The 16,691-nt window shown below is 63.7% G+C and carries 16 protein-coding genes; 7 read left to right on the top strand and 9 right to left on the bottom strand.

Going from position 1 to position 16,691, the window contains the following annotated elements:
• The 3 genes from ACEW7X_RS02705 to ACEW7X_RS02695 are packed head-to-tail and all read right to left on the bottom strand — an operon-like array spanning nt 1 to nt 4,033.
• Nucleotides 1-864, bottom strand: a complete 864-nt coding sequence (locus ACEW7X_RS02705) for a tRNA threonylcarbamoyladenosine dehydratase (RefSeq protein WP_127773163.1) — start codon at nt 862-864, stop codon at nt 1-3.
• A gap of 22 nt (nt 865-886) precedes the next feature.
• Complete coding sequence (locus tag ACEW7X_RS02700; protein WP_068374308.1) at nt 887-2,878, bottom strand: MacB family efflux pump subunit; 1,992 nt, start codon at nt 2,876-2,878, stop codon at nt 887-889.
• Nucleotides 2,879-4,033 carry an efflux RND transporter periplasmic adaptor subunit gene (locus tag ACEW7X_RS02695; RefSeq protein ID WP_167731829.1) on the bottom strand — a complete coding sequence of 385 codons (1,155 nt, stop codon included), beginning with the start codon at nt 4,031-4,033 and terminating at the stop codon, nt 2,879-2,881. It lies immediately after the preceding gene.
• 705 nt (nt 4,034-4,738) lie between these two features.
• Between ACEW7X_RS02695 and ACEW7X_RS02690 the strand changes: the two genes are divergently transcribed.
• The 6 genes from ACEW7X_RS02690 to ACEW7X_RS02665 all read left to right on the top strand — a co-directional run bounded on the left by ACEW7X_RS02690 (nt 4,739) and on the right by ACEW7X_RS02665 (nt 9,479).
• Nucleotides 4,739-5,374: a gamma-glutamylcyclotransferase gene (locus tag ACEW7X_RS02690; RefSeq protein ID WP_420177575.1), complete on the top strand. Its 636-nt coding sequence runs from the start codon at nt 4,739-4,741 to the stop codon at nt 5,372-5,374.
• Nucleotides 5,375-5,514: 140 nt separating this feature from the next.
• Nucleotides 5,515-6,147, top strand: coding sequence for a pyridoxamine 5'-phosphate oxidase (gene pdxH, locus ACEW7X_RS02685; RefSeq protein ID WP_068374317.1), 633 nt, complete (start codon nt 5,515-5,517; stop codon nt 6,145-6,147).
• Nucleotides 6,148-6,239: 92 nt separating this feature from the next.
• On the top strand, nt 6,240-6,752 hold the full coding sequence (locus ACEW7X_RS02680) for a flavin reductase family protein (RefSeq protein WP_127773160.1): 513 nt from the start codon (nt 6,240-6,242) through the stop codon (nt 6,750-6,752).
• A gap of 84 nt (nt 6,753-6,836) precedes the next feature.
• A complete protein-coding gene (gene purU, locus ACEW7X_RS02675) occupies nt 6,837-7,691 on the top strand; it encodes a formyltetrahydrofolate deformylase (RefSeq protein ID WP_068374320.1) in 855 nt (284 codons plus the stop codon).
• Between the two features lie 14 nt (nt 7,692-7,705).
• Nucleotides 7,706-8,395 carry a TetR/AcrR family transcriptional regulator gene (locus ACEW7X_RS02670; RefSeq protein ID WP_068374322.1) on the top strand — a complete coding sequence of 230 codons (690 nt, stop codon included), beginning with the start codon at nt 7,706-7,708 and terminating at the stop codon, nt 8,393-8,395.
• 178 nt (nt 8,396-8,573) lie between these two features.
• Nucleotides 8,574-9,479, top strand: coding sequence for a shikimate dehydrogenase (locus ACEW7X_RS02665; protein ID WP_420177574.1), 906 nt, complete (start codon nt 8,574-8,576; stop codon nt 9,477-9,479).
• A 75-nt stretch (nt 9,480-9,554) separates the two neighbouring features.
• On the opposite strand, the gene ACEW7X_RS02660 is transcribed toward ACEW7X_RS02665, so the two are convergent.
• The 6 genes from ACEW7X_RS02660 to ACEW7X_RS02635 form a co-directional block, all read right to left on the bottom strand.
• Complete coding sequence (locus tag ACEW7X_RS02660) at nt 9,555-10,598, bottom strand: L-threonylcarbamoyladenylate synthase (protein ID WP_130487694.1); 1,044 nt, start codon at nt 10,596-10,598, stop codon at nt 9,555-9,557.
• A complete protein-coding gene (locus ACEW7X_RS02655) occupies nt 10,595-11,791 on the bottom strand; it encodes a 5-(carboxyamino)imidazole ribonucleotide synthase (protein ID WP_068374334.1) in 1,197 nt (398 codons plus the stop codon). The genes ACEW7X_RS02660 and ACEW7X_RS02655 overlap by 4 nt, the downstream gene beginning before the upstream one ends.
• 20 nt (nt 11,792-11,811) lie before the next feature.
• Nucleotides 11,812-12,336: a 5-(carboxyamino)imidazole ribonucleotide mutase gene (purE, locus tag ACEW7X_RS02650; protein ID WP_068374522.1), complete on the bottom strand. Its 525-nt coding sequence runs from the start codon at nt 12,334-12,336 to the stop codon at nt 11,812-11,814.
• A 254-nt stretch (nt 12,337-12,590) separates the two neighbouring features.
• The gene (locus ACEW7X_RS02645; protein ID WP_068374337.1) at nt 12,591-13,475 is read right to left on the bottom strand and encodes a phosphoribosylaminoimidazolesuccinocarboxamide synthase; all 885 of its coding nucleotides are present in this window, start codon (nt 13,473-13,475) and stop codon (nt 12,591-12,593) included.
• Between the two features lie 129 nt (nt 13,476-13,604).
• The gene (locus ACEW7X_RS02640) at nt 13,605-14,339 is read right to left on the bottom strand and encodes a GntR family transcriptional regulator (RefSeq protein ID WP_068374340.1); all 735 of its coding nucleotides are present in this window, start codon (nt 14,337-14,339) and stop codon (nt 13,605-13,607) included.
• A gap of 766 nt (nt 14,340-15,105) precedes the next feature.
• A complete protein-coding gene (locus ACEW7X_RS02635; protein WP_420177573.1) occupies nt 15,106-15,285 on the bottom strand; it encodes a hypothetical protein in 180 nt (59 codons plus the stop codon).
• A 79-nt stretch (nt 15,286-15,364) separates the two neighbouring features.
• Here ACEW7X_RS02635 and ACEW7X_RS02630 point away from each other — a divergent pair, with 79 nt between their 5' ends.
• Nucleotides 15,365-16,687 (top strand): aromatic ring-hydroxylating dioxygenase subunit alpha, encoded by a 1,323-nt coding sequence (locus ACEW7X_RS02630; RefSeq protein ID WP_068374343.1) that lies wholly within the window; start codon nt 15,365-15,367, stop codon nt 16,685-16,687.
• The last annotated feature ends 4 nt before the right edge of the window (nt 16,688-16,691 follow it).

Here is a 16,691-nt window from a genome sequence, read left to right as displayed (position 1 = left end):
TCAGGCCATTTTTTTTGCCAGCAGGCGCTGCACCAGCTGGCTCGACGCCGCCATGCCCATCGCCGCCGTCACCATGACCGCCGAGCCATAGCCCGCGCACGACAGCCCCTGCGGCGCCGTCTCCGCGCCTGCCGCCGAGGCAGCCTCACAGGCAAGGCCGTCTGCCTGCATCCAGGCAGACGGCAGCACGGCCTGCTGTTCCAGCCACAATACCTGCACCCCCATATTGGGAATGCGACGCGGTGCCTTTCCCGCCACGACAGCAGCACGCGGATAGCCGTGCTCGCGCCGCAGTTTGTTGCGTATCTTGGCCAGCAGCGCATCATGGTTGGCACGCGACAGATCGCCCGCGCGCAAAGCCAGCGGATCGGTCTTGCCGCCTGCGCCGCCGCACATCAGGAAATGCAAGCCCAGGCGCCGGCTTTCCAACGCCATGGCAATCTTGGCCGCCACCTGGTCGGTGCAATCCAGGACGGCATCCGGGCGCGTGGCGAGCAAGGCCGCCACATTGCCGGGCTCGACGAAGTCATCCACCAGCGTCAGGCGACAAGCAGGGTTGATGCCACGGATACGGTCCGCCATGGCTTCGATCTTGGACAGCCCCAGGCTTGAGCTCAGGGCGTGTACCTGGCGGTTGACGTTGGACTCCGCCACGTGGTCCAGGTCAACCAGCGTCAGGGCGCCGATGCCGCTCCGGGCCAGCGCCTCCGCCGCCCAGGAACCCACGCCACCGATGCCTGCCACCAGGACATGGCTGGCCTGCAGGCGCGCCAGCGCGCCCGGCCCATAAAGGCGGTCCAGGCCGCCGAAACGGCGGGCGGGATCTGCCTCGCCAGCCTGGGTATGCTCTGCAATATCGTTCATGGCTTTATTTTCCCACGCCGGCTCAATCCCGCGCCAGCGCTTCGACCGGGTCCAACCGCGACGCATTGCGCGCCGGCAGGAAGCCGAATACCACGCCGATGGCCGTGGCGCTGGCAAAAGCCGTCAACATGGCCGGCACTGAATAGATCATTTCCAGCCCGATGCCGGCACGCCGCACCAGCTCACCCAGCCCCAACGACAGAAGAATGCCCGCCAGGCCACCCAGCAGGCACACCAGCACCGCCTCGATCAGGAACTGACGCATGATGTCTGCCCGCCTGGCGCCCACGGCCATGCGCACGCCGATCTCGCGGGTGCGCTCCGTTACCGAAACCAGCATGATGTTCATCACGCCGATTCCGCCCACCACCAGGGAAATCAGGGCAATGGTGGAAATCAGCAGGGTCAGCGCGCGCGTGGTGCGCTCCACCGTCTGGCGGATGGAATCCATATTGAAGGTGAAGAAATCGCGCACGCCGTGGCGCTGCTCCAGGAAGGCCACGATCTGCCTTTCGGCATCTTCCACCGCGAAGGCATCGTCCACGCGCACCGTAATGCTGCGCAGCGACTGGCTGCCGGTCAGGCGCGCCATCGCAGCGGTATAAGGAATCCACACCCGCAAGTTCTCTCCGCCCATGCCATTGAAGACGCTGTCGCCCTCGGCAACGATACCGATCACGCGGACAGGCAGCTGCCCCAGGAACAGGGTCTTGCCCAGTGGGTCCTCGTCGCCGAACAGTTCGCGGCGGGTGTTGGCATCTATCACGGCCTCCTGCGCCATCGTGCGTATGCTTTCACCATCGAAGATACGCCCGGCCTGCAAGGCCAGGCCATTGACGCGGAAATATTGGTCCCCGACCCCGGCCGCGACGCCCAGCCGCGCCACATTGCCATAGCGCAACCCGACCGTCTGGCTGACATCCGGCGTCACGCTGTCCGCATATAGCTGCCCGGCCAGTGCCTCGGCATCCGCACCCACCAGAGTGCGGATCTCTCCGGCACGTTCATCGCCAAAACCCTGCCCTGGGAATATCTGGATGGTATCGGTGCCCATGGCATTGATATCGCTCAGCACCTTGTCGCGCGTACCCTGACCCAGCGCCACGACGGACACGACTGCGGCAATGCCGATGACGATGCCCAGCATGGTGAGGGCCGCGCGCAGCCGGTGGGCATTAAGTGACACCAGGGCCATGCGCAGCGCCTCGGCAAAACGCGTCAGCCACCCGGCGCCCTGGCGGCGCGGCGCCTGCGCCGGCAGCAGCCCATCCTGTCCTTGCGGGGCCGCAACGGCAGCCACCTGAGGCACAGCCTCGGCATCCTGGACGGCTTCCGTCTTGCGATCGGCCACGATGGCGCCATCGCTGATCTCAATGATGCGCCGCGCATGGGCGGCCACGCCCATGTCATGCGTCACGATGATCACCGTATGCCCTGCTGCATTGAGGGCCTTGAGGATATCCATGACTTCGCGGCCGGAATGGGTATCCAGCGCACCGGTCGGTTCATCGGCCAGGATGACCTCGCCGCCATTCATCAGGGCGCGGGCGATGCTCACGCGCTGCTGCTGGCCGCCGGACAGTTGCGCCGGCCGGTGCGACAGACGATCGCCCATGCCCAGGCGCTGCAGCAAGGCCGCTGCGCGGGCACTGCGCTGGGCGCCGCTGGCGCCGGCATAGACCGCCGGAATTTCCACATTGGCCAAGGCATCCAGCGCCGGCAGCAGGTGGTAGCGCTGAAAAATGAAGCCGAAGCGCTCGCGGCGCAGCGCCGCCAGTTCATCGGCATCCATCTGGCGCGTGTCCCGGCCATCCACGCAATAACTGCCGCGCGACGGACGGTCCAGGCAACCCAGCACGTTCATCAGCGTGGATTTACCCGAGCCCGACGCCCCGACGATGGCCAACATTTCGCCGGCCTCTATGCGCAATGAAACGCCGCGCAGCGCGGCAACGGTTTCCTCGCCGGCGTTGAATTCGCGCCAGACGTCCTGCAGTTCCAGCAGCGCGCCCACTTAGCGGCCTCCCGGCGGGCCATGCGGTGCCTTCAACCCGCCGCCAGTCTTGCGGGCGGCTTCGCCGACAATGACTTCGTCCGTCTCGTCCAACCCGTCGATGATCTGCACATGGGCCTTGTTATCCATGCCCACCTGCACCACTTTCTCCACCGCCGTGCCCTTGGCATCCAGCACCCGCACGACAGCCTTGCCCGCGCCTTCACGGCGCACCACGGCGGCCGAAGGCAGCAGCCAGACATCGCTGGCTTCCTCGAAGACGATACCGACCTTGGCGGTCATGCCTATGCGTAGCGCGCCTTCAGGATTGTCGACATCGAACAGGCCGTTGTAATAGACGGCGGCACTGGTACTGGAAGTGCCGGTAGTGACGGCATGGGAGTCGTCCTTCATGATCAGCGCCTCGGGCGCCGGCTCGACGGCGCGCAACAGGGCGCGGTATTCCCTGCCCGGTTCGCCCAGGATGGAAAAGCGCACCGCCATGCCAGGCCGCACGCGCACGACATCGGCTTCGGAAATCTGCGCCTTGACGGTCATGGAATCCAGCGCGGCCACCTTGATGATGGTGGGCGCCTGCTGCACCGCGCTGACGGTCTGTCCTTCCTTGGCAACAATCGCCACCACCACGCCATCCATGGGCGAGGTAATGCGCGTGTAGTCCAGGTCGACCCGTGCGCTGTCGATATCCACACGCGCCTGGTCCAGCTGCGCCCGGGCCTGCACCAGCTCGGCCTGCGCCACGTCCAGCGCCGACTTGGCGTGATCCAGCCCTTCGCGCGTGCCCGATCCCGTACGCGCCAGTTGCTGCTGGCGGTCGTAATCGCGCTGCGCCTGGCTCAGGCGCGCATTGCGCGCCGCAACCTGGGCCTGCGCCAGTTCCAGCGCAGCCGTCGCCTTGCGCACCGCGTTCTGCTGCGGCAGCGAATCAATCTGCGCAACCAGTTGCTGGTTCGCTACCGGGTCCCCCAGCTTCACTTTCAGGGATTCGATGCGCCCCGATACCTGGGCGCCCACGCTGACCTGCTCGGACGCCTCCAGAATGCCGCTGGCCAGGACTTCGTTCTGGATATCCCCTCGCGCCATGCGCGCCGTGACATAGCTGGCGCCTTCGTCCGCTCCCGGCCACAACCACCACGCCAGCAACAAAAGCAGCACCGCCGCCCCCGCCCATCGGCCCCGCTTCCGGAACCTCTTCTGCTCTGCCATCCCGTCACCGCTTTATCCGGTTACTGCCATTCAAGGCAGCGAAAACACGTATCATACTTAAGTGGCTGGCCACTCGTGCTCGCCCCAAGTGCCAGACCTCAAGTGCCCGGTCGCATGCGGCAGCGCCCGGCACCGGCTGCCGCAACAGCCCTGTATGTCGCGCACGGGCCTGGCCCCAGCGCAGCGGCAGCGTCCCGCCGCCCGGACAGCAGACAACGCGCCGCCAAAGTGTGGTTTCCCCGCCACCATTTCACTGTATTGCCCACAAGCGCCTGCCCACCGGCCCCCCACTCGCGCCACGATCACCGATGCGCCGCCCCCCAGGCTCAAGCCGCTCGAACGCAACATGGGAAGTCTGTGCAAAGCACGCGCAGCAGCCCTGGCGCCCGCTTTGCAGGCACTGCCGGGCCCAGACGCGCGCACGCGTTATTGCCGCGCAAGCCGCTTATATCCTTGCATCAAGGTAAAAATAATCTTTATATAACCATTATTTATATCCAATTCATGCATTAGAGGACTATCTTTATGCTCATACGCCGCGTTGCAGCATGCCGCATCCTGCTTGCAGCGGCGCGAAAAGCCCGGTTTTCCGCTGCGGCGGGAACCAGATTGCCAGTCATTACCTGATCGCCTATCGCCGTGACCACCCTTGTCATGACCGGAGCCCGCTCCGCCCACATTCCGCTCTGGACACCAGAACAGCTGCAGGCATCGCAGGATGCGCTGCTGTCTCAGCGCGCCCCTGGCGAAGATATATGGATCTACGCCTATGGCTCGCTGATCTGGCGCCCCGACTTCCTGTTTGTCGAACGCCGTGCCGCCACCCTGGTGGGGCATCACCGTGCGCTGTGCCTGTGGTCCTGCATCAACCGCGGCACGCCGGAGCAACCCGGCCTGGTATTCGGACTGGACCTGGGCGGTTCCTGCCGCGGCATGGCCTACCGCATCGAGGCCAGCCAGATCGACAACGTCTTCCCGCGCCTGTGGCAACGCGAGATGTCCACCGGCTGCTACCAGCCGCGCTGGCTGCGCTGCCGCAGCGAACACGGCGATATCCGTGCGCTGTCCTTCGTGATGAATCGCAGCCATCCGGGCTATATCACCGGCCTGAGCCAGGAAGAACAGGTTTCCATCATCCTGAATGCGTCGGGCTCCTGCGGCCCGTGCTCGGACTACGTGCTTGAAACCGCCAAGGCGCTGCGCCAGGCCAATATCCGCGACGCCCGCCTCGACCAGCTGGCCTACCGCCTGGAACCTGCGCTGCGCGCCCGCCAGGCGCTGGCAGCCTGAGAACGTCTCCCATCCGTCCACCGGTCAAGCCCCCAGGGTCCTGGCCGGTAAAAGCCGGTGCGCGCCCGTGCTTTGCTGCCCCAGGCGCGCCCGCCGTTATACACTCGGGATATCCCGACTCTCATCTATGACGCCGCATCATGTCTATTGCCGACCTGCGCCAGACTTATAGCCGCGACACCCTGCTGGAACAGGATCTCGCCCCGACTCCCCTCGAACAATTCGAACGCTGGTTCCAGCAAGCCCAGCAGGGCGAGGTCGCGGAACCCAACGCCATGACACTGGCCACGGCCGATGCCCAAGGCCGTCCGGATGCCCGCATCGTCCTGGTCAAGGGCGTCGATGAGCGCGGCTTCACCTTCTTCACCAACCGCGAATCCCGCAAGGGCCAGGAACTCGCTGCGCAACAACGCGCCTGCCTGCTGTTCTTCTGGCAACCGCTGCAGCGCCAGGTTCGCATCGAAGGCACCATTGAATGGCTGCCGGATGCCGAATCTGACGCCTACTATCACAGCCGGCCGCTGGATTCGCGCCTGGGTGCGTGGGCCTCGCAGCAAAGCAGCACCACAACGCGCGACGCCCTGGAAGCCGCCTTCGAGGCCGCCCGCGCCAAGTACGGCGATGAGCCGCCGCGTCCACCGCACTGGGGCGGCTACCTGGTACGCCCCGAAGCCGTCGAGTTCTGGCAAGGCCGTCCTTCGCGCCTGCATGACCGGCTGCGTTATGAACGCCAGGCCGACGGCCAGTGGGCCGTCCGCCGCCTGGCCCCCTGAAGCACCAGGGGCCTGCGCCCCTGCCTGCCCGATCTCCGCCGTGCGCGCGACGGCCCATGCGCTCTCGCGCTTTACCCTGCAAGCCCCCAACCATGACCTCTGACCAGCCCGATTTCGATTCCGCCCACTTCCGCGCCACACTGGGCCGTTTTGCGACGGGCGTGACCGTCATCACCACCACCTTGCCCGACGGCAAGCCCGTCGGCGTGACAATCAGCTCGTTCAATTCGGTGTCTCTGGCGCCGCCCCTGGTGCTCTGGAGCCTGATGCAATCCTCGCACCTGCTGGACCTGTTCACCAACGGCCAACGCTATGTGATCAATGTCCTGTCGCACCAGCAACAGGAACTCGCCATGCGCTTTGCCCGCGGCCCCAGCGAAGCGCGCTATGACGGTCTGCAGGATCTGCGCACCGAGGCAGGCACACCCTGGCTGGGCCCGGATTGTGCCGCGTGGATGGAATGCCGCCCGCATTCCCAGCATGCCGCCGGCGATCACATGGTACTGATCGGCAAAGTTGAACGCTGCGCCCATGGCGAAAATGCGCCTTTGATTTATCATCGCGGCAACTTCAGCCTGACGCCTGCCGTCGGCGCTGCCGCCTGAACCCGCGCGCCGCTGCCTCGGCGCCGGACTTTGCCTGTAACAAGCGGCCGCCACCGCCGCCCATTCATAACAATATTGCCGACCATGTCGCACCAAGACTACATACTGACCCTTTCCTGCCCTGACCGCACCGGCATCGTTTATCACGTCAGCCAACTGCTGTACCGCCATCATTGCAACATCCTCGATTCGCAACAGTTCGGCGACGAAGACACGCAGCGCTTCTTCCTGCGCGTGCACTTCCGCCAACCCATCGGCAGCGATCACGCGGAACTGCGCAGCCAGATGGAACAGGTCGGTTCGCAATTCGCCATGGAATGGCAGCTGCACGATGCCCAGCGTCGTTCGCGCCTGCTGATCATGGTCAGCAAGCAGGGACACTGCCTCAATGACCTGCTGTTCCGCACGCGCAGCGGCCAGCTGCCAGTGGACATCGCCGCCGTGGTTTCCAACCACAATGACTACGCCAACCTGACGGCCTCATACGGCATCCCCTTCCATCACCTGCCGGTCACCGCGGACACCAAGGCGCAGCAGGAACAGCAGATCCTGGACATCATCGCCGCCGAGAAAGTCGATCTGGTCGTCCTGGCGCGCTACATGCAGATCCTGTCGCCCGAACTGTGCCGCGCCCTGTCCGGCCGCGCCATCAACATCCACCACAGCTTCCTGCCCAGCTTCAAGGGTGCGCGCCCGTACCATCAGGCGCACCAGCGCGGCGTCAAGATCATCGGCGCCACCGCTCACTACGTCACGGAAGACCTGGACGAAGGTCCCATCATCGAGCAGGACATCGCTCGCGTGGACCACACCCTCACCCCCTCGGATCTCACCCAGGTGGGCAGCGACATCGAATCGCTGGTGTTGTCGCGTGCCGTGCGCAGCCATGTTGAGCACCGCATCCTGCTCAACAACAACCGTACGGTTGTCTTCCGCTGACGCCGGGAAGCGCCATGACCCAGCCGTCCGACGCTACGCCGCGTCCCGAGCCCAAGGGCAAGAACAAGACCGGCCGTACCAATGATCCCAAAAGGACCATGCAGGACATCATCGAGGTCGCGACGCAGGAGTTCGCCCGCAAGGGCCTGACCGGCGCGCGCATCGACGAGATCGCGGCGCTTACGCGCACCAGCAAGCGCATGATCTATTACTACTTCGAGAACAAGGAAGGCCTGTACGTGGCCGTGCTCGAAGCGGTCTACCGGCGCCTGCGCAGCATCGAAAACGAACTGCACCTCGATGACCTGGACCCGCAGGCGGCCATGCGCCGCCTGGTGGAATTCACCTTCGACTACCATTATTCGAACCCGGACTTCGTGCGCCTGGTGATGACCGAGAACATCCATAACGGCGTGTATCTGGCGCGTTCCCGCATCATCCAGGAACTGAACATCCCGGCCATCAATTCGGTCAGCGCCGTCTACGAGCGTGGCGTCGCGCAAGGCCTGTTCCGCCCCGGCCTGCTGCCCATAGACCTGCACCACTCGATCAGCGCGCTGTGCTTCTTCAATGCGTCCAACCAGAGCACGTTTTCGCTGGTGTTCAAGCGTGATTTCAGCGACCCCGCGATCCAGGCCGCCAGGCGCGAGGAGGCGGTGGACATGATGATCCGCTACGTGCGCCGCCACCCCGACATGGATTGATTTTTCCCAGGGCCGCTTATGCGGCCCTGTTCTTTTTCCAGGCTGCCATTCCGGGATATCCCGGCCTTGAAGCCCCTCTCTGCGTTCTTGTGCTTATCGCTTTTATCCCTCAAAATATAAAACTAACTAGTTCGTATATTATTGAATCCAGGCAGCGCACCCACTACCCAGACGAATCATGTCCCAGATCCCTTCCGCTCTCCAGGCCCAGTCTTCCGCTCCGCGTGCCAGCTATCTGCTCGGCCTCATCGGCTCCGGCATCCAGCTTTCCATGACGCCCGCGCTGCACGAGGAAGAAGCACGCAACCAGGGAATGAAACTGCATTACCAGCTTATCGACCTGGATCGTTCGCCGCGCCAGGACGGCGCGCTGCCTGAGCTGCTGGAAGCGGCCCGCGTCATGGATTTCGCCGGGCTCAACATTACCTATCCATGCAAGCAGATCATCCTGCCCCTGCTAGACAGCCTGTCGGCCGACGCCGAAGCCATGGGTGCGGTGAATACCGTGGTCATCCGCGACGGCAAGCTGCATGGCCACAATACCGATGGCTCAGGCTGGCGCTGGGGCATCCAGCGTCATTTACCGGATGCCAACCTGGATCATGTCGTCCTGCTGGGCGCGGGCGGCGCGGGCGCTGCCATCGCCCATACCATCATTCAGATGGGTGCGCGTTCGTTGCGCATCGTCGATGCCGACCCGCAGCGTGCCGGCGCGCTGGCGGCTGAACTCAACCGCCAATACCGCACGCATGCCGCACGAGCGGAAGCCAGCGCCGCTGCCGCGCTGGAAGGTGCCTGCGGCCTGGTGCATGCCACCCCGACCGGCATGGCGAAACTGCCTGGCCTACCGTTGGATGCTGCGCTGCTGCATGCCGGCCTGTGGGTATCGGAAATCGTCTATTCGCCACTGGAAACCGAGCTGCTCGCAGCCGCCAAGCGCGCAGGCTGCCACACCGTAGCTGGCACTGCCATGGCTGTGGGCCAGGCCGTCGATGCCTTCCGTCTCTTCACCGGCCGCGAACCGGATGCTGACCGCATGGAGCGCCACATCCAGACGCTGATCCACGCACGCAACAATCAATAAAAAAAGCGCTGGCAAACCCCAGCGCCTTTGCAAGCATCACGACAGGCCGCCCATCGGGCGGCCTGTTCGCATCCATCATTCAAACGCGGCCGCCGCACGTCCCAGCCGATCACGCACGGCATCCCAACTGCTATCCTCGGGCAGACGCTGGACCAGGATGGCCTGATGGCCACCCGCATCAAGCTCACGCAGCAAGGCATACAACTGGCGCGCATAGGCATCCGGACCACCCGTCACATGGCGCCAGGCAATACCGGGCACGTTGCCGCGCAATGCCGGCGCAATACCTGACGGGTCATGGACCAGCACGGCCAGCGCCGGCCCCGCCGCACCGGCGGCGCGTTCCGCCAGCAAGGCGGCCAGCGTGCCGCTGTCGCACAGGCGCACGGGCGTCAACGGCGCATAATGCGCCTTGAGCGTACCGGATGCCCTGGGCGCCTGCGCATCCGGGCGCGCAGGCAGGCTGCCCGTCACGCTGGCGATCTGTTCCGGCGTAATATGGCCAGGACGCAGCAGAACCGGCCCCACGCCTTCCTGCACCCTGGAAACATCCAGGATGGTTGATTCGATACCGACATCCGATGCGCCGCCTTCCAGCACCAGCAGCGTCCCGTCTTCAAGCTGAGCGGGAAACTCGCTGCGCACATGCTCGGCCCGGGTCGGCGACACCTTGCCATAACGGTTGGCGGACGGCCCCGCGACCCCGGCACGCTGCCCCGGCCGGAGACGGGCGAATTCGCGCAGCAGCGCCTGCGCCACCGGATGCGAGGGGCAACGCACGCCCACGCTGTCCTGCCCGCCACTCACCGCATCAGGAACATCATCGGCGCGCTTGAGGATCAGGGTCAGTGGCCCGGGCCAGAACGCCTCGGCCAAATCCCGCGCCACCTGGGGAATATCCCTGGCCCAGTCGGACAACTGTGCTTCCGGCGCGATATGCACGATGACGGGATGATTCGATGGCCGGCCCTTGGCCGCATAGATACGCCCCACCGCCGCCGGGTCTGCGGCATCCGCGCCCAGGCCGTAAACGGTTTCGGTCGGAAAAGCCACCAGGCCGCCATCGGCCAGCTGGCGTGCGGCGGCGGCAATTTCCTCGGCGTTGGGGAGTCGGCTCATGGCTGCGGTATCCCCAGCAGGCGGGCGATGGCCTGCGCGTCGGCGCGCGCCTGCGCCAGCGTGTCCGCGACGACATTGATATGACCCATCTTGCGGCCCGGACGGGCCTCGTGCTTGCCATAGAGATGCAGGTGCGCCGAGGGATAGGCCAGCACGCCTGCCCAGTCGGGTTCAATCGCCTGCGCGGCGCCATCACGGAACCAGACATCGCCCAGCAGGTTCAGCATGATGGCCGGCGCATACGTGCGGGGGTTGCCCAGCGGCATGCCGGCGACCGCCCGAACCTGCTGCTCGAACTGGCTGGCATGACAGGCATTCTGGGTGAAGTGGCCGCTATTGTGCGGACGGGGCGCGACTTCATTGGCCAGCAGACGGCCATCATCGAGCACGAAGAACTCCACGCACAGCACTCCCTGGAACGCCAGGCCTTCGGCCACGCGGCGCGCGGCATCCTGCGCCTGTGCCACCAGATTGGCATCTGCCGGCGCGCCGACCGTGGTTACCGCCAGGATGCCCTGCTCATGGACATTGCGCGCGATCGGAAACACGGCAGTCGCGCCATCCGTGCCGCGTGCCAGCACCACGGAAATTTCATGGTTCAACGGCTGCAGCGCTTCCAGCACGCAGGCCACGCCGCCCCAGGCTTCGAAGGCCGCCCGCGCTTCGGCACGGTTGGCAACACGGGCCTGGCCCTTGCCGTCGTAGCCCAGGCGCGCCGCCTTGAGGATGCCGGGAAACAAGGCATCGGCAGCGCCATCGAGATCCGCCACAGAATGAATCGCGGCGTAGGGCGCCACGGCAATGCCCTGGCTCGCGAGGAAATCTTTTTCGGCAATGCGGTCCTGCACCACGGCGACGGCGTCGCCCGAGGGGGCCACGCGGGTACACGCCGCCAGCCGGCGCAGACTGTCGGCCGGCACGTTTTCGAATTCAGTTGTGACGGCCGCGCACAGCGCCGCCAGGGTATCCAATGCGGCCGCATCATCGTAGGCGGCCTGGATATGGCGGTCAGCTGCTTGTGCTGCGGGGCAATCTGCCGCCGGGTCGAGGACCGCCACGCGATAGCCCATGGCCTGCGCCGCATGCACGAACATGCGTCCCAGCTGGCCGCCGCCCAGCATGCCCAGCCACTGCCCCGGCAGAACCGGCGTTACGCCTATATTTCGATTGTTGTTCACTTGCTCGGTACTCATTGATGCCATCCGGCTTAGGTTCAGGGCGCCGCGGGCGGCACGACCATGGCACGCGCCTGGCCGGTCTGTTTGGCGCGGAACGCCAGCAGGCGCTCGCGCAGCGCAGCGTCCGTAGTCGCCAGCGCGGCCACGACGTGCAGCGCGGCATTGGCCGCGCCCGCTTCGCCGATGGCGAAAGTGGCCACCGGCACGCCCTTGGGCATCTGCACGATGGACAGCAACGAATCTTCACCGCGCAGGTAGCGCGAAGGCACGGGCACGCCATAAACCGGCACTTCCGTCAGTGCGGCCAGCATGCCCGGCAGGTGGGCTGCACCGCCCGCGCCAGCAATGATGCCGCGCCATCCGGCAGCGCTGGCGGCTGCGCCATAGGCGACCATATCCAGCGGCATGCGGTGGGCCGAAACGACGCGAACATCATAAGGAACACCGAATGCGTCCAGCATGTCGGTGGCCTGCTTCATGATGTCCCAATCGCTGGAAGACCCCATGACGACGCCGACGACGGCATCGGCGCGCAACGGAGGATCGAATTCAATGGTCATGTCAGGAAAGCCTCGCGCCAGGGCTGGCATGCGGCATGGCGGGAAAATGCCATCGGCCCGCGGTGCATCGCCCGCTGTGGCGGAAAAAAGAATTGGTAATCCGCTATTTTACCGCCAGGCCGGCGGCTACCGCGCAGATCAGGCCTGCCTGTTGCGGCAGCGCGGCACAGCGTGCGGGATACGTGGCGCAGCGGCGACAACCGCCGGCCACCGAAAGCCGGCGCCGCCTGCGAGGGCAGCGCCAACCGCAGGGATCAACCCTGTGTGAGGCGCTCCAGCGCTTCGCGGTACTTGGCCGCCGTCTGTTCCGCCACTTCCGCCGGCAGACGCGGCGCGGGCGGGGTCTTGTCCCAGGGCTGGCTTTCCAGCCAGTCGCGCAGGAACTGCTTGTCGAAGGACGGCGGATTCGTGCCGGCGCGGTAGGAATCCGCAGGCCAGAAGCGCGAGGAATCCGGCGTCAGCACTTCGTCCATCAAGTGCAGTACGCCATCGTCGTCCAGGCCGAACTCGAACTTGGTGTCGGCAATGATGATGCCGCGCGTGGCTGCATATTCAGAGGCTTCGCTGTACAGACGCAGCGCTGCGTCGCGGATGCGGGCGGCAAGCTCGGCGCCCACGGCCTTCTCGACATACGCGAAATCGACGTTTTCATCGTGCGAGCCGAACTCGGCCTTGGCGGCCGGCGTGAAAATCGGCTGCGGCAGCTTGTCGGCCAGTTGCAGGCCGGCCGGCAGCCTGACGCCGCAGATCGCACCCGTGGCCTGGTAGTCCTTCCAGCCCGAACCGATGATGTAGCCGCGTGCCACAGCCTCGACCAGAATCGGCTTGAGGCGCTTGACCACCACGGCACGGCCGCGCACCTGCTCGCGCTCGGCAGGCGTCACCACGCTTTCCGGGTCCACGCCGGTGGAGTGGTTGGGCATGATATGCGCCAGCTTCTTCAGCCAGAACTCCGTCATCGACGTCAGCACCTGGCCCTTGCCCGGAATCGGATCATCAAGAATGACGTCGAACGCCGAGATACGGTCGCTCGCGACGATCAGCAGCTTGTCGTCACCGACGGCGTACATATCGCGAACTTTGCCACGGCCCAGCAAAGGCAGCGACGTAATGGAAGATTGGTGCAAGGCGGAAGTCACTCTCGTATTCCCCGGAGTCAGATTCAAAAATGCAGGGCGCAACCCAACAAGGCAGTCCGGTTTTCCCGGACTTGCGGATTTTAGCCCCTGATCTGCCCCTGAAGGCACTGCTACCACACCATCCTGGTCTTACAGGCGCCCTTTGGTATCCACCAGCCGCATACTGGGCATCAGCTCGACCGCCAGTTCCGGCTTTTCCAGCGCATATTCGAGATTCATGCGGGCAATCTCCACATGCTCCTCACCCAGCGCCTGCGCCCGGTAGCCCTGCCCCCGTTCGATGGCCTGGAAGATGGCATGGTGCGTGCGGTGGGCATGCTGCATCCACTGCTGCCCTTCTTCCATATTGGACTGCATGGGCAGCATGGCACTGGGCGCCGCGAATGGCTGCCCTACCAACAGCTCCAGCATGCGGGTCAACATGACATTGCCACAGCCTTCGAGAATCAAGCGGTGGAAACGGTCGTTCATTTCGACATAGGCCGCATAGTCGTCCAGGTCCATCTGCGCCTTGTAGACCACACGATCGCCGTCATCCAGGCATTCCTGCAGTTCGCGCAGCAACTGGCGCGGCGCCCCCTGCTCCGCCAGCAGGCGGGCCGCAAACCCTTCTATCAGGCCGCGCAGGCGGATGGCATCGGCAATTTCGCGCGCGGTGAACTGGCGCATGCGGTACCCGCCGCCAGGTGCCGATTCGATCAGGCCCTCGTGTTCCAGGCTGGTCAGTGCAAGCCGCACCGGGGTACGCGAAGCACCCAGCTTTTCAGCCAGGGGCACTTCGGCCAGCCGCTCGCCGGGCACGAACTCGCCCTTGAGGATCATGTCCCTGAGTTGTACCAGCACCCTAGATTGTTGAGAGTCCATATTCAGCCACGCCTAGCGTCCACGCAGAACGGGAGCCAGAGGCTCCCCCGACATGCCGGCGCCCGAAAATGAGGCGACCAGCCTTGCATGCATAAAAGTACAGCAGGATAACCGATGGCCGCACCAGCGACCGCCGCAACGCACCATTCAGGCGCACTGCCGCCTGCGCCTACGAAGCGCCACCTGACTGCATACAGTGAAAAACATCCTGCACCAGAACATAGCTGCAAGTATACCGATCAAAAACCCTGGAATATCAGTGATTAAGGCTCAGGCAACGGCGACAAACCTGCAGATCTTCCGTGGATTCCAGACGAAAATCGCCATTTCTTAGCAGAATCCATAAAAAATCGCCCGAATTCTTCGGATTTCTGTCTTTTCTCATTCCGACAAACTTCACCGCCAACCACCCCTGAAGACAAAAAAACGTGCGCCGAAAAACGGCCATTTCCCGTATTGCACCAAGCCGATGCAATTAAAAATTGAAGCGCACCAGAAACAGGCATTTTCCGATAATAAAAAATGACCCAAAAAATGGCACAACGCCATTCCCATTGCACCAGAACCGGTCATTTCCCTGGTTTTTCAGCGCTCACCAATACAATGAAAAACAAAAACCATTATCAAAAACAACACCAAATAAAACAAAAATAATCAATAAAAACAACAATATATAAAAAACAACAACGGGCACAAACAAAGATGCTCGAAATCCCTAATTGTCAAAAAATTTCGTTTTCTCAATCAGGCAACTCGAACAATAAATTCATTTTTCCCGGAAATAAGCCTCAAGCCAACGAATACGAAGCTCAGGGAGAGTATCGCCATGACTGCCTCCCACTCTCCATGCAGTGATTTTTTTATTTGAATATTCACGCAATAAGAAATCACCAGGCCAAAAAAATACATTGACCTCTCGTCCTTGCCTGCTTAAATTATTTTTCATTGCATACCGCTGCATACAGTGGAATACAAAACACCACTGCTTGCGAATAAACCCAGGCATCCATCAGGAGGGATTTCCCATGCTCAGCGCAGAACAAAATGACTTCATCACGCGTGTTGGCCCCGGCGCGCCGGCGGGCACGCTGCTGCGGAAATATTGGCAGCCCGTCGCGCTGGCCGAAGAGCTGCAAGGGCCGCGCCCGCTGCGCCCGGTCAAACTGATGGGCCAGAATTTCGTTCTGTTCCGTGATGAAAACGGCAAGCTGGGCATGCTGGACCGTGATTGCCCCCACCGCGGCGCCGATCTGGCTTTCGGCCGCCTGGAAGACGGCGGGCTGCGCTGCCCGTTCCACGGCTGGCTGTTCGATGCCCAGGGCAACTGTCTGGAAACCCCGGCAGAACCCGCCGGCAGCAAGCTCTGTACCCGCATCAAGCAGGCCGCTTATCCGGTCGTGGAAAAAAGCGGCATCATCTTCGCCTACATCGGCGAAGACGAGCCCCCGGCTTTTCCCGACTTCGACTGTTTCGTCGCTCCCGATAGCCACACCTTCGCCTTCAAGGGGCTGTGGGAATGCAACTGGCTGCAGGCGCTGGAAGTCGGCATGGACCCCGCCCACGCGTCATTCCTGCACCGTTTCTTCGAAGACGAAGACACCTCGGAAAGCTACGGCAAACAATTCCGCGGCGCTTCGGCTGATTCGGAACTGGCCATCACCCAGGTGCTGCGTGAATACGACCGCCCGGAAATCCGTGTCAATCCCGCCCCTTACGGCATGCAATTGACGACGCTGCGCACGCTCTCCGATACGCAAACCCATGTCCGCGTCACCAACGTGATCTTCCCGCAGGCGTTCGTCATCCCCATGAGCACCGAAATGACCATCTCGCAGTGGCATGTGCCGGTGGACGACACGCACTGCTACTGGTACGCAATTTTCACCAGCTTTGCCGGTCCGGTGGACAAACAGCAGATGCGCGAACAACGCCTGGCCACCATCGAGTTGCCGGACTACATCTCGCGCAAAAACAAGCGCAACAACTATGGCTACAACGTCGAAGAGCAACTGACCCAGACCTACACCGGCATGGGCATGGACATCAACGTGCATGACCAATGGGCCTGTGAATCGCTGGGCCCGATCCAGAACCGCACCCGCGAGCACCTGGGCACCACCGACAAGGGCATCATCGCCTACCGCCGCATGCTGGTCGGCGCCATTGAGGCCGCTCTGTCCGGCGAAGCCGTGCCCATGCAGCCCAATTCCGCAGAAGCCGCGGCCCTGTACGGCCCGCCTTCCATCGACGGGGTCGCCGAAGCCGACCGCACTGATGCGTACTGCGAAGAAGCCGACCTCCTGCGCCGCCGTGGTTCCGACTGGGCCAGCGCCCGCCTGCAGGCCTGAAAGA

This window comes from Kerstersia gyiorum (assembly GCF_048595715.1).
In the GTDB taxonomy this organism is placed as follows: domain Bacteria; phylum Pseudomonadota; class Gammaproteobacteria; order Burkholderiales; family Burkholderiaceae_B; genus Kerstersia; species Kerstersia gyiorum.
This window is presented reverse-complemented; position numbering and strand designations above follow the sequence as displayed.